This is a genomic window from Xanthobacter flavus, assembly GCF_017875275.1.
In the GTDB taxonomy this organism is placed as follows: Bacteria; Pseudomonadota; Alphaproteobacteria; order Rhizobiales; family Xanthobacteraceae; genus Xanthobacter; species Xanthobacter flavus_A.
The window spans coordinates 1,981,659-1,993,842 of the sequence record NZ_JAGGML010000001.1 but is presented as its reverse complement, the minus strand read 5'-3'; the positions used below and the strand labels follow the sequence as shown (position 1 = coordinate 1,993,842).

The following is a 12,184-nucleotide window of genomic DNA, read 5'->3' as shown; positions in this document are numbered from 1 at the left end:
AGTGCATAAAAGGTCCAACCGAAGGAGTTCTCATGTCTCGACTGACGCGCATCCTCGCCCCGGCCCTGGCATTGGGGGCCCTCGCCTTCGCCGGCCCGGCGCTCGCCCAGACCAAGTGGAACCTGCCGTCCGCCTATCCGGCCGACAACCTCCACACCGAGAACCTCGCCCAGTTCGCCAAGGACGTGGAGACCGCCACCGGCGGCAAGCTCGTCATCACGCTCCATCCCAACGCCTCGCTGTTCAAGGCGCCGGAGATCAAGCGCGCGGTGCAGACCGGGCAGGCGCAGGCGGGCGAGGTGATCATCTCCATCCACGAGAACGAGGACCCGGTCTTCGGCGTGGACGTGGTGCCCTTCCTCGCCACCTCCTTCGAGCAGTCCAAGAAGCTGTGGGCCGCCTCCCGCCCGGCGGTGGAGAAGAAGCTCGCCACCCAGGGCATCAAGGTGCTCTACGCCATGCCGTGGCCGCCGCAGGGCCTGTTCTCCAAGATGACGGTCGAGAAGGTGGAGGATCTCAAGGGCGCCAAGTGGCGCGCCTACAATCCGGGCACGTCGCGCATCGGCGAGATGGTCGGCGCCCAGGCCGTCACCGTGCAGCAGGCGGAGCTCGCCCAGGCGCTCGCCACCGGCGTCGTCAACGCGCTCATCACCTCCAGCGCCACCGGCAACGACGTGAAGATCTGGGAGAGCGTGCCCAATTTCTACGACATCCAGGCCTGGCTGCCGAAGAACGTGGTGTTCGTGAATCAGGCCGCCTTCGACGCCCTCGACAAGCCCACGCAGGAGGCCGTGCTCAAGGCCGCCGCCGCAGCCGAGGAGCGCGGGTGGAAGCTCTCCGAGGCCAAGACCAAGGGCTACATGGACACCCTCGCCGCCAAGGGCATGAAGGTGGTCCCGCCCTCGCCCGAGCTGAAGGCCGGCTTCGAGAAGATCGGCGGCACCCTGTCCGAAGCCTGGCTCGCCAAGGCCGGTGCGACCGGGCAGGAGATCATCGCCGCCTACAAGAAGTGATGGCGCGCGGCCGGGACGGAACGCCGCCCCGGCCGCCTCCCCAAGGACCGAGCCCGTGACCAAGGACACACTCCCGAAGCCGACCGATGGCGCCCGCCGCAAGGCCGGCCCCTCCATCGTCTCCTCCGCGCATCTCGCCGACGGGGCGCTGCCGGCGCTGTCCGAGTTCGAGTTCGGGCTCAACATGCTCACCCACGCCTACAGCCGCTGGATGGTGCGCTGCATGGCGGCGGCCGGTGTGCCGGACCTCTCCGCGCTGGACGTGCTGATCCTGCACCATGTGGTCCACCGCGACCGGCCCAAGACCATCGCCGACCTCTGCCTCGTGCTCGATGTGGAGGACACCCACCTCGTGACCTATGCGGCGAAGAAGCTGCAGGCCCTCGGCCTCGTCGAAGGCGGCCGCCGGGGCAAGGAAAAGACGCTCTCCGCCAGCCTCACCGGCCGTGCCGCCTGCGCCCGCTATCGCGAGGTGCGCGAGGCGCTGCTCGCCGACGCGGTGGCCGCCACCGGCATCGATCCCGGCCGCCTGTCCGAGGTCGCGGCGCTGATGCGCACGCTCTCCGGCCATTACGACCAGGCCGCCCGCGCGGCGGCGTCGCTCTGAAGCCGGCTTAACATTTCCGCCACAGGCATGGTGCGCCGGGGGCGTTCGGCTATGATGGGCCGTCGCCCCACCCGGACCGCAAAGGACGGACCGCGCCTCATGTGGCTTGACGATCTGCGTCCCTTCCGTCCCGCGGCGGCCGATCCGCTGCCCTGCGCGACCGAGGACGCCTATCGCGCGTTCGGGCTGGCCAGCGGCGTCGTGCGCGAGGAGGTACCGGCCGGCCTTCCCTTCGGCCGGCTGCGGCTGTTCTGCCGGCAGGATGCACCTGACGCGCCCGCCCGCACCGTGCTGGTGGTGGCGCCCATCGCCGGCGGCTATCCTTTCCTGATGCGCGATCTCGTCGCCGCGCTTTTGCCTGCTGCGGGGCGTGTCGGCATCACCGAATGGCCCAATGCGCGCTACCTGCCGGCCGGCGCGGGCCGCTTCGGCTTTGCCGAGAATTGCCTTGAAACGGCGCAGATGGCCCGTGCGCTCGCGGTGACGGGGCCGGTGCATCTGGTGGGCGTCTGCCAGGGTGCGCTGCCCGCCTTCGCTGCCGCCTGCCTGCTGGCGGAGGAGGGGGTGCCGGTGGCGAGCCTCAGCCTTGTCGGTGGACCGATGGACCCCGCGCGCAACCCCACGCGCCTGTGGAAGATGCTGCAGGAGCGCTCCCTTGAGGCGCTGGAAGCGCAGGTGATGGAGGACGTGCCGCAGGGCCTGCCGGGCGCCGGGCGGCGCGTGTTTCCGGCGTGGCGGCAGATCGACACCTTCGCGCTGTACCTCTGGCGCCAGTCCATCAGCGGCGGCGACCTGCCCATGCGCCTGCTGTTCGACGAGGGCGACGACCCTTTGCGCTTTCCGCTCTCCCGCCTGTGCTGGACCATGATGGACGTGCCGGACGAATTCTTCATGGAGAACGTCTCCACCATCTTCCGCGACAACGCGCTGGCTAAAGGCACGCTGGAGATCGGCGGGCATCGGGTGCGGGCGGAGGCCCTGCGCGGCGTCCTGCTCACGGTCGAGGGCGCGCAGGACGACATCTCCGCCCCCGGCCAGACCGAGGCGGCGCACGATTTCTGTCGTGCCGTCCCCGAGGCCCTGCGTCGCCGCGTCAGCGTCGCGGACTGCGGCCATTTCGGCCTGTTCTACGGCCGAAGGATGCGCGCGACCGTGATCCCGGCTCTGGTCGAGGCGATGGAGGCGGGGGAACGGGCGCTGTGAGGAGGGTTGGCCTGGCGCCCACCCCTTCGGCTGATCGCAACGGCGCGTCACTTTGAACGCGCGCGTCACATTGAACGAAGGTGCGCGCAAGCCCCTCCGGCTGTCATCGCCCGCCGTGTGCGGGCGATCCACGGTACGGTGGGGAGGGGTGTCGGTCCGGCGCGGGCGGGACAAGCGGCAGAGTGGATCCCCCGGACGAGCCGGGGGATGACGGCTTTGGGAGGGCCGAGGCTGATCCCAACGCCCACCCTATTCCTCCGTCACGCTCTCCCATGTGGCATGGCGGGTATTGGGGCGCCTAGCCAGACGATCGGTGATGGCGTCAAGTTCGGCCGGAACCACCGAGGTGGTGACGAGCTTCGCCACCAGCACCACGGCGCCGTCGGTGCCGGGCTCCTCGTCCACGTCGCCCACGAGATATTTCTCGGCCTCCAGCGTGTCGATGAGCACGTCGCGCAGATCGGCGGCGGCGGCGGAATCCACCGTGAGGCGCACCTCGTAGCTGACTTCCGAGCGGCGGGCGTCGAGGGGCGCGCGGTCGATGGCACGGGCGACCGGGCGCAGCACCGTATTGCCGGCGATGATGATGAAGGTGATGAGCGCCGCCTCGGCGAGGCGGTCGGCTCCGGCGCAACTGCCTACTGCCGCCGAGCACCAGAGCGTCGCGGCGGTGTTGAGGCCGCGCACGTTCATGCCTTCCTTCATGATGACGCCGGCGCCGAGGAAGCCGACGCCCGTCACCACGTTGGCGGCGACGCGCATGGCGTCGGTCGGCCCGCCGAGGCTGGCGGCGAGATCGACGAAGGCGGCGGAGCCCACGGCCACCAGGACGTTGGTGCGCAGCCCGGCGGTGCGCTGGCGATACTGCCGCTCGGCCCCGATCAGCGTGCCGAACAGGAAGGCGGCGGCGAGGCTGACCACGGTATCTAGGAACTGCACCCCGTGGAAATTGGAGACGAACTGCACCCGAAACTCCTCCTCCTGCGGCGGGCCTCACGGCCGGCCGCCCAGCGCCTCGCCCAAGATGATGGCGACGGCAAGGTCGCGGGGCCGGATCATCCCCGCCCCGCGCCCGGTTTTCACATCGCTGCGCGCCGGATTGTCGCGCCATCGTGGAACTGCTAAAAACCCGCCCCATGCGACAGACGCGTGACCATCGCCACAGCCTCGACCGGGCGGCCCATTGCGGGGCCGGCCCGTTCGCGCGCACGACGATGGAGTTCGCGGCGGTGCCGGACCATGTGCGCCTGCCGGGTCGCTTCTTCGGCCGCTTCACCACGGCGGCGTCCTCGGTGCTTTGACGCCCGCATGGTGACGCGCCCATAAGCGGCGCGACGGATACCGCCCTTCCATCGTTACCGGCCCGGCCGCACCGACGCGCGCCGGCCTTTCCTCAGGACACGACGCGATGAACGCCCCGGTGAACGGTCCCAAGACCCTCTACGACAAGATCTTCGACGACCACGTCGTCTCCCGGCAGGATGACGGCACCTGCCTGCTCTACATTGACCGCCACCTGGTGCACGAAGTGACCAGCCCGCAGGCGTTCGAGGGCCTGCGCATGACCGGCCGCAAGGTGCGCGCGCCGCAGAAGACCCTCGCCGTGGTGGACCACAACGTCCCCACCACCGACCGTACCCTGCCGAACCCGGACCCGGAGAGCGTCGCGCAGATCGCCGCGCTCGCCGAGAACACGAAGGAGTTCGGCGTCGAATATTATGACGGCTTCGACAAGCGCCAGGGCGTCGTCCACGTGGTCGGCCCCGAGCAGGGCTTCACTTTGCCCGGCACCACCATCGTCTGCGGCGACAGCCACACCTCCACCCACGGCGCGTTCGGCGCCCTCGCCCACGGCATCGGCACGTCCGAGGTGGAGCATGTGCTCGCCACCCAGACGCTGATCCAGAAGAAGGCGAAGAACATGCGCGTCACCGTCTCCGGGCCGCTGCCCGAGGGCGTCGGCGCCAAGGACGTGGTGCTCGCCATCATCGGCACCATCGGCACGGCCGGCGGCACCGGCTACGTCATCGAATATGCCGGCGAAGGCATCACCTCCCTCTCCATGGAAGGGCGGATGACCGTCTGCAACATGTCCATCGAGGGTGGCGCCCGCGCCGGCATGGTGGCCCCCGACGAGAAGGCGTTCGAATATCTCAAGGGCCGGCCGAAGTCCCCCAAGGGCGCCGACTGGGATGCGGCGCTGCGCTACTGGCAGACCCTGCGCTCGGACGAGGGCGCGCATTTCGACGCCGAAATCCACATCGACGGCGCCAACCTGCCGCCCATCGTCTCCTGGGGCACCAGCCCCGAGGACGTTGTGTCCGTGGAAGGCTTCGTGCCCGATCCCGCGCTCATCGAGGACGAGGGCAAGCGCGCCGCCAAGATCCGGGCGCTCGGCTACATGGGCCTCACCGCCGGCACGAAGATCACCGACATCGCCATCGACCGGGCCTTCATCGGTTCCTGCACCAACGGCCGTATCGAGGACATGCGCGCGGCGGCCGCCGTGGTGAAGGGCCACAAGGTGAACCCGCGCGTGAGCGCCATGGTCGTTCCGGGCTCCGGCCTCGTGAAGGAGCAGGCCGAGGCCGAGGGGCTGGACAAGATCTTCATCGAGGCGGGCTTCGAGTGGCGCGAGGCGGGCTGCTCCATGTGCCTCGCCATGAACGCCGACCGCCTCGCCCCCGAGGAGCGCTGCGCCTCCACCTCGAACCGCAATTTCGAGGGCCGCCAGGGCTTCAAGGGCCGCACCCACCTCGTCTCCCCCGCCATGGCGGCGGCGGCGGCCATCGCCGGCCACTTCGTGGACGTGCGGGCGTGGCCGAAGGCCTGAGCCTCTTTTCTTCCTGAACACAGACGGCCGGGCCGGGAGACTCTCCTCGCCCGGCCGTTTTCGTTTCCGGGCCTCACTCCGCCAGTTGGTAGGTGAGGGGGAGCCAGCGATAGGCGCTGCCCTGCCGCTCCACATAGCCCACCGACGGGAAGGACGTGTGATAGCCCACCACCGGGATGCGGTCGGTGGCGGCCATGTCGTAGATGCGCTTGCGGGTGGCGGCGCCCTGCGTCTTGTCCATGTCGAACAAGGCGTGCCACTCGGGGTGCGCGAGGGACGCCACCTCGTGGTGGGCGCAGTCGCCCCAGACGAGCAGCCGCTTGCCCCCGCTCTCCAGATGGAACGCCAGATGGCCGGGCGTGTGCCCGAAGGCTTCCACCGCATGGATGCCGGGGACGATCTCGGCGCCCGGCCGCACCCGGGTGACGCGATCGGCGAAGGGGGCGAGGTTGCGGGCGAACACCTGCGCGGTCGCGTGTTCGAGGCTGTCGGGGGCCGCCGCGCGCCGCTCGGGCGCGGCCCAGAAGGAATATTCCGCCTCGCCGATGACGTAGCGGGCCTTGGGAAACACCTCCTTGCCCGCCTCCACCAGCCCGCCGATATGGTCCACATGGGCGTGGGAGAGCACCACCACGTCCACCTGCTCGGGCGCATAGCCGGCGGCGGCGATCTGCTGCGTGAGCCAACCCCCGTTCGGCCTCGGGATGAAGCCGTTCGCGCCGTTGCCGGCATCGAACAGGACGAGCTGCGAGCCGGTATTCACCAGCGTCGGGGTGAAGCCGGGCCGGAAGCGCTTTTCCGGCAGCAGGCTGGCCTGCATCAGCGCCGCCACCTCGCCGGCCGGCCGGTCCTCGCCGACGATGGGCCACGGGCCGTCGATCATGGCGGAGGCGTCGAGCACGGTGGTCACCTCGAACGCGCCCAGGCGGAAGCGGAAGGGCGTGACGGGGAGGGCGCCGCGCTCGGGCGCCGTTGCGCTCGCCCGACCCGTGCGCAGGAGCGCCGGGGCGGCGATGGCGGCGGCGAGGAGGGCGCGGCGGCTGGGCGCGCCGGGCCGGAATGGCGAAGCCGGATCTGTCTGCATGGCGGTCCCCCTGCGGGCCGCTTTGTACTGCCCGCTATGTGTGTTGAAGTGTGGTGGGAGGAGCCTAGGCATGGGCACGCGGCCCCGCTTGTACGAACGTGCTGCGCCGGGGACAGCGGGCCTCGGGCCGCTCTGGTTCCTGGATGCGGGCCGCACCTTCTTCGCCGGGCCGCTCATCTACAATGCCCCGCACCAGCACGGCGCCCCGGTGTTCCTTGCCGGGCTGTACGGGCCGTTCGGGCTGCGCGTGCGCGGCGGGGAATGGCAGGCGTGCCGCACGGCGCTGGTGCCCGCCGGGGTGGTGCACGAGCTGGACGTGGGCGGCGAGCCCATCGCGGTCTTCTATCTGGAGCCGAGCGTCGACGGCGCCCATGCGCTGGCGCCTCTGGTGGCCAATGCGCGGGAGGAGCAGGGCGCCCTCTTCGGTGCCGGCACCGCGCTGCCGCTGCTGCGCGAATTATGGGAGGCGCCGGACGCGGCCGGCTGGGCCGGCGAGGCCCTCGCCGACATGGTGGATGTCTCCCGCCGGCGCGCCCGCGCCGGGCTCGATCCCCGCATCCAGCGGGTGGCGGCGGCGATGACCGACGCGGAGCGCGTGCCGGAGCTTGCGGCCCTCGCCCGCAAGGTGGGCCTGTCGCCCTCGCGCCTGCAGCACCTGTTCACCGCCGAGATGGGCGTGCCGTTCCGCCGCTACCGCGCCTGGGGGCGGATGCGGCGGGCCATCGCCGAGATCGCCGACGGCAGCAGCTTCACCGCCGCCGCCCATGCGGCCGGCTTTGCCGACCAGGCGCATTTCACCCACGACTTCCGCCGCACTTTCGGCGCGGCGCCGTCCCAGAGCCTGCGCGGCGTGCGCCTGTGATCCGCGTCAGCCCACCCAGTCGAGGCCGATGTCGAGGATGGGGGCGCTGTGGGTCAGCCAGCCCACGGAGATGAGGTCCACGCCCGACGCCGCGATGGCCGGCGCGGTCTCGCGGTTCACCCGGCCGGAGGCCTCGGTGAGCATCCGCCCGCCGACCATGCGCACGGCCTCCGTGAGGGTGGCGGGGGTCATGTTGTCGAGCAGCACGGCGTCGGCGCCGAGGGTCAACAGCTCTTCGAGCTGAGCGAGGGTATCCACCTCCACCTCCACCTTCACCATGTGACCGGCACGGGCGCGCACACGCCGCACCGCTTCGGCCACTGAGCCGGCGATGGCGACGTGGTTGTCCTTCACCAGCACCGCATCATCGAGGCCGAAGCGGTGGTTGGCGCCGCCGCCGGCGCGCACGGCGTATTTCTCCAGCGCGCGCAGGCCGGGCGTGGTCTTGCGGGTGCAGACGATCTGCGCCTTGTGGCCCGCCACCGCATCCGCCAGCGAGGCGGTCGCCGTGGCGATGCCGGAGAGGCGGCAGGCAAGGTTGAGGCCGGTGCGCTCGCCGGTGAGCAGAGCGCGGGAGGGGCCTTCCACCTCCGCCAGAACGGTGTCCGGCGTTACCCGCGAACCGTCCGCCACCACGGGCGTGAAGCGCACGTCCGGGTTGAGCAGGCGGAAGGCGAGGCGGGCGCAGTCGAGCCCGGCAACCACGCCATCCTGCCGCGCGGCGAGCACGAGGCGGCTGACGTGTCCGGCCGGCACCACGGCGTCGGTGGTGATGTCCCCGGCGCGGCCGAGATCTTCCAGCAGGGCGGCGCGGACGATGGGCTCCACCATCAGTTCGGGGAGCGGGTCGAGGGCGGCCATGGCGGCTCCGTTCGATAGGATCATGTCCCCGTTTCGCGGAAACGGGGACATGATCCACGTTATTGAGTTGACGCATTTTCTTCACGCGAACCGGTGCCCACTTCGCTTGAAAATGCTTTAGGCGAAGGCGAGGTCCGGCACGCGCACGCGACCGGCGGCGGCGCGCGCTTCGGCGAGGGTGATGCGCGAGCGCCGGGCGACCGGCGCCGTCTGCGGAAAGTCGGTGCGCGCATGGGCGCCGCGGCTTTCGGTGCGGGCGAGGGCGGCGGCCGCCATCATCAGGCCGACGCGGGCGGGCGCTGTGGCCGGGGTCGCGCCTACGGCCAAAGGCAGCAGGCGCTGGAGCGCCATCGTCAGCCCCTCCGCATCGCGGGTGACGCCGACGAGGCGGGAGACGATGGCGCGCGCCGGCGCCGCATCCGCCGCCGGGGGCAAAGCGGACGGCGCTGGGACGATCGCGCGTCCCACCGGGCGGCCGGCGATGTCGTTCGCCACCTCCCGCCCGCACACCACCGCTTCCAGCAGGGAGTTGGAGGCGAGGCGATTGGCGCCGTGCAGGCCGGTGGCGGCGCATTCGCCCGCCGCCCAGAGGCCGGGGAGGGTGCTGCGGCCGTGCGCGTCCACGGCGATGCCGCCCATGTGGTAGTGCGCGGCGGGGCGGATGGGCACGAGATCGGTCGCCGGATCAATGCCGGCGGCGCGGCAGCCCGCCGCCACCTGCGGGAAGCGGGCGGAAAAGCGCGCGCCGAGGCTGGCGCGGGCATCGAGAAACACCTCGCGCCCCGCCACCACTTCGCGCCAGACAGCGCGGGCCACCACGTCGCGCGGCGCCAGCTCCCGGCCCGGAACACCCTCCAGAATGCGCCGGCCGTTGCCGTCCACGATGAGCGCGCCTTCGCCGCGCACCGCCTCGCTGATGAGCGGGAGCGGGCGGGCGGGCGTCGCCAGTGCGGTGGGGTGGAACTGCACGAATTCGAGGTCCGCCAGCTCCGCCCCGGCCTCGGCGGCCAGCGCGATCCCCACGCCCCAGGATGCGGCGGGGTTTGTGGTGTGCTCATAGAGCGCGCCGACACCGCCCGTCGCCAGCACGACGCGGCGCGTGGCGAGCACCTGCGCGCCTTCGGCCGTGGCCACGAGCAGGCCGCAGACCGCGCCGTCGCGCATCAGGATGCGCCGCGCCTCGCCCTGAACCAGCATGATGGAGGGGCAGGCCCGCGCGGCCTCGGAGAGCGCGCGCACCAGTTCGCGCCCGGTGCCGTCGCCGTCCGCATGGACGATGCGGCGCCGGCTGTGGGCGGCTTCGAGGCCGAGCAGCAGGCTGCCGGCCGCGTCGCGGTCGAAGCGCACGCCGAGACGTTCGAGGGCCGCGATAGCATCCGGGCCGGCGGAGAGGATGCGGCGGGCCGCCTCGGCATCGCAGAGGCCGTCGCCCGCCGCCAGCGTGTCGGCGAGGTGGAGGGCGTCGTCGTCGTCCGCCCCGACACTGGCGGCGATGCCGCCCTGCGCGAGCGGACTGGAGCCGTCCGCGCCCAGCGGCGCGCGGGTGACGAGCACCACCGGCTCGGGGGCGAGGAAGAGGGCGGCCGCGAGCCCCGCGATGCCGGCACCGACGATGACGGGGCGGCCGTCCAGCCTGTCCCCGGTCATAGCGCCAGCATCCGCTCGACCGAGGCACGGGCGCGCGCGGCGATCTCGGGGTCGATGGTGACTTCGTGGAGGTTGTTCTCCAGCGCCGCCCGGATGTTGCGCAGCGTGATCTTCTTCATGTGCGGGCAGAGATTGCAGGGGCGCACGAAGTCGATGTCGGGATAGTGGACCGCCACGTTGTCGGCCATGGAGCATTCGGTGAGGAGCACCACGCGGGGCGGGCGCTTCTCGCTCACATAGTCGCTCATGGCGGCGGTGGAGCCGGCGAAATCGGCTTCCGCCACCACCTCCGGCGGGCACTCGGGGTGGACGAGCACGGTGACGCCGGGATTGGCGGCGCGCAGCTCGCGCACGTCGGCGGCGGTGAACAGCTCGTGCACCTCGCACTGGCCGGCCCAGGAGATGATGTCGATGCCGGTCTCGGCGGCGACGTTCTTCGCCAGATACTGGTCCGGCAGCATGATGACCTTGGGCACGCCGAACGACTTCACCACCCGCGCCGCATTGCCCGAGGTGCAGCACACGTCCACCTCGGCCTTCACGGCGGCGGACGTGTTCACATAGGCGATCACCGGCACGCCGGGATGGGCGGCGCGCATGAGGCGCACGTCGGCGGCGGTGATGGAATCGGCCAGCGAGCAGCCGGCCTCCTGATCCGGGATCAGCACGGTCTTGCCGGGGTTCAGCAGCTTTGCCGTCTCGGCCATGAAGTAGACGCCGGCGAGCACGATCACGTCCGCATCCACCCGCATGGCCTCACGGGCCAGCGCCAAGCTGTCGCCCACGATATCGGCGACGCAGTGGAAGATTTCCGGCGTCTGGTAGTTGTGCGCGAGGATGACCGCGTTGCGCTCGCGCTTCAGCCGGAGGATCGCCTCCGCATCCTCGGCGAGGAAGGCCCAGTCGGCGGGCGGCACCACCCGGCGGATCTTCTCGTAGAGCGGCGCGGTGCGGGCGAAGGCCGCCGCGAGGGCGTCCGGCGTGGGAGAAACGGCGGCGGTGGAAAGGGCGGATACGACCATCGTCTATACTCAGTTTGAGCATATGGTGGGCATATGCTTATCCTGAGCATAAGCCGTGTCAAGAGCGTGCGAGGGGCAATTTCGTTCCGGCGAAGGCCCGCTCCTCCACCACCGCATGGCGGAAGCGGAAGAGTTTTGCAGGCCGGCCAAGGGTTTCGGTGGTGGCGCCGCCGGCTTCCTCCACCAGTTCCTGCTGCTCCATCAGCCGGCGAAAATTCTGCTTGTGCAGGGTCCGCCCGGCGATAGCCTCCACGCAGCGCTGCAGCTGGAGCAGGGTGAAGGTGGGCGGCATCAGCTCGAACACCACGGGGCGGTATTTGATCTTGGCCCTGAGCCGCGCGATGGCGGTGGCGAGGATGCGGCGGTGGTCGGCTATCATCGGCCGTCCGGCGCCGGCGGTCTCCTGCCGGCCCTCGCGGCGCAGGCGCTCGGCGACGATGCCGGCCTCGTAGAGGAGTTCATAGCGCTGGAGCGTCAGCTCCTCGTTCCATATAGCGCCGTCGAGCCCGAAGCTGATGGCGGCGCGCTGGCCGCGATGGCTGCGCTCGGCCGCCGAGGGGGCGGCATCCGCCCAGGCGGCGAGGGCCGGCGCGAGCGTTCCGGCGATGACGGGCGGCGCCCCGTCGCGGTGGTCCTCCCAGGGGAAATACTCATACCAGCCGTGCCACTCGGCGGCGCCGGCGGTGGCCGCCTGCTCCCGGGCGAGGCCGAGATAGGAGATGGAGATGGTGCGGGCCGCGCTCTCCGCTCCGGCGCGGTCCTTGTCGGCGAAGGTGTAGAGCTGTTCGAGATAGCCGAGCGGATGGTGGGTGCGCTGCTCCACCCAGTCGCGCAGGCCCTGCTGGAGCGAGCGGTGCGCCAGCTCGAACGGGCCGGAGGGCAGGGCCGAGCCGTGCTCTACCGTCATCACCCGCGGCGCGCCCCCCGTCACTGCCGCGAGCACGGCGATGAGGTCCACGACGACGGATCGGCTGGCGGACTTCGGCATGAAGCTCCCGGAAGGCGATGGGCTGGGCGATGGGGTATTCGCCCACGATCTCCCGGATATCATG

General features: G+C 71.1%; 12 protein-coding genes. 6 read left to right on the top strand and 6 right to left on the bottom strand.

Features of this window, described 5'->3' with window-relative positions; genetic code table 11:
• Positions 1–32 precede the first annotated feature (32 nt).
• From J2126_RS09615 to J2126_RS09605, 3 genes are all read left to right on the top strand, one after another.
• The gene (locus tag J2126_RS09615) at positions 33–1,013 is read left to right on the top strand and encodes a TRAP transporter substrate-binding protein (protein ID WP_209486149.1); all 981 of its coding nucleotides are present in this window, start codon (positions 33–35) and stop codon (positions 1,011–1,013) included.
• Positions 1,014–1,068: 55 nt separating this feature from the next.
• Positions 1,069–1,620: a winged helix DNA-binding protein gene (locus tag J2126_RS09610; protein ID WP_209486147.1), complete on the top strand. Its 552-nt coding sequence runs from the start codon at positions 1,069–1,071 to the stop codon at positions 1,618–1,620.
• A gap of 99 nt (positions 1,621–1,719) precedes the next feature.
• A complete protein-coding gene (locus tag J2126_RS09605) occupies positions 1,720–2,823 on the top strand; it encodes a polyhydroxyalkanoate depolymerase (RefSeq protein WP_209486138.1) in 1,104 nt (367 codons plus the stop codon).
• Between the two features lie 249 nt (positions 2,824–3,072).
• Here the strand turns inward: J2126_RS09605 and J2126_RS09600 are convergent, their stop codons facing one another.
• Complete coding sequence (locus J2126_RS09600; protein ID WP_209486136.1) at positions 3,073–3,789, bottom strand: MgtC/SapB family protein; 717 nt, start codon at positions 3,787–3,789, stop codon at positions 3,073–3,075.
• Between the two features lie 170 nt (positions 3,790–3,959).
• Here J2126_RS09600 and J2126_RS09595 point away from each other — a divergent pair, with 170 nt between their 5' ends.
• Positions 3,960–4,124: a hypothetical protein gene (locus tag J2126_RS09595; protein WP_155982206.1), complete on the top strand. Its 165-nt coding sequence runs from the start codon at positions 3,960–3,962 to the stop codon at positions 4,122–4,124.
• 119 nt (positions 4,125–4,243) lie between these two features.
• Positions 4,244–5,656, top strand: a complete 1,413-nt coding sequence (leuC, locus tag J2126_RS09590) for a 3-isopropylmalate dehydratase large subunit (RefSeq protein ID WP_209490013.1) — start codon at positions 4,244–4,246, stop codon at positions 5,654–5,656.
• A gap of 73 nt (positions 5,657–5,729) precedes the next feature.
• Here leuC and J2126_RS09585 read toward each other — a convergent pair whose 3' ends face one another.
• Complete coding sequence (locus J2126_RS09585; RefSeq protein ID WP_209486134.1) at positions 5,730–6,740, bottom strand: MBL fold metallo-hydrolase; 1,011 nt, start codon at positions 6,738–6,740, stop codon at positions 5,730–5,732.
• 70 nt (positions 6,741–6,810) lie between these two features.
• Between J2126_RS09585 and J2126_RS09580 the strand changes: the two genes are divergently transcribed.
• Positions 6,811–7,602, top strand: a complete 792-nt coding sequence (locus J2126_RS09580) for a helix-turn-helix domain-containing protein (RefSeq protein ID WP_209486132.1) — start codon at positions 6,811–6,813, stop codon at positions 7,600–7,602.
• Between the two features lie 6 nt (positions 7,603–7,608).
• Here J2126_RS09580 and nadC read toward each other — a convergent pair whose 3' ends face one another.
• The 4 genes from nadC to J2126_RS09560 form a co-directional block, all read right to left on the bottom strand.
• Entirely contained in the window at positions 7,609–8,463 is an 855-nt protein-coding gene (gene nadC, locus J2126_RS09575) for a carboxylating nicotinate-nucleotide diphosphorylase (RefSeq protein WP_209486130.1), read from the bottom strand.
• A 117-nt stretch (positions 8,464–8,580) separates the two neighbouring features.
• Complete coding sequence (locus J2126_RS09570; protein ID WP_209486128.1) at positions 8,581–10,110, bottom strand: L-aspartate oxidase; 1,530 nt, start codon at positions 10,108–10,110, stop codon at positions 8,581–8,583.
• Positions 10,107–11,132: a quinolinate synthase NadA gene (gene nadA, locus J2126_RS09565; RefSeq protein WP_209486126.1), complete on the bottom strand. Its 1,026-nt coding sequence runs from the start codon at positions 11,130–11,132 to the stop codon at positions 10,107–10,109. The genes J2126_RS09570 and nadA overlap by 4 nt, the downstream gene beginning before the upstream one ends.
• Before the next feature lie 58 nt (positions 11,133–11,190).
• Complete coding sequence (locus J2126_RS09560) at positions 11,191–12,120, bottom strand: NUDIX hydrolase (RefSeq protein WP_209486124.1); 930 nt, start codon at positions 12,118–12,120, stop codon at positions 11,191–11,193.
• Positions 12,121–12,184: the final 64 nt, after the last annotated feature.

What these genes read in the sequence shown, in the direction of transcription:
- J2126_RS09585 (WP_209486134.1), bottom strand. Translation starts at nt 6,740, where the DNA reads ATGCAGACAGATCCGGCTTCGCCATTCCGGCCCGGCGCGCCCAGCCGC.
- J2126_RS09560 (WP_209486124.1), bottom strand. Translation starts at nt 12,120, where the DNA reads ATGCCGAAGTCCGCCAGCCGATCCGTCGTCGTGGACCTCATCGCCGTG.
- nadC (WP_209486130.1), bottom strand. Translation starts at nt 8,463, where the DNA reads ATGGCCGCCCTCGACCCGCTCCCCGAACTGATGGTGGAGCCCATCGTC.
- J2126_RS09605 (WP_209486138.1), top strand. Translation starts at nt 1,720, where the DNA reads ATGTGGCTTGACGATCTGCGTCCCTTCCGTCCCGCGGCGGCCGATCCG.
- J2126_RS09570 (WP_209486128.1), bottom strand. Translation starts at nt 10,110, where the DNA reads ATGACCGGGGACAGGCTGGACGGCCGCCCCGTCATCGTCGGTGCCGGC.
- nadA (WP_209486126.1), bottom strand. Translation starts at nt 11,132, where the DNA reads ATGGTCGTATCCGCCCTTTCCACCGCCGCCGTTTCTCCCACGCCGGAC.
- J2126_RS09615 (WP_209486149.1), top strand. Translation starts at nt 33, where the DNA reads ATGTCTCGACTGACGCGCATCCTCGCCCCGGCCCTGGCATTGGGGGCC.
- J2126_RS09595 (WP_155982206.1), top strand. Translation starts at nt 3,960, where the DNA reads ATGCGACAGACGCGTGACCATCGCCACAGCCTCGACCGGGCGGCCCAT.
- J2126_RS09580 (WP_209486132.1), top strand. Translation starts at nt 6,811, where the DNA reads ATGGGCACGCGGCCCCGCTTGTACGAACGTGCTGCGCCGGGGACAGCG.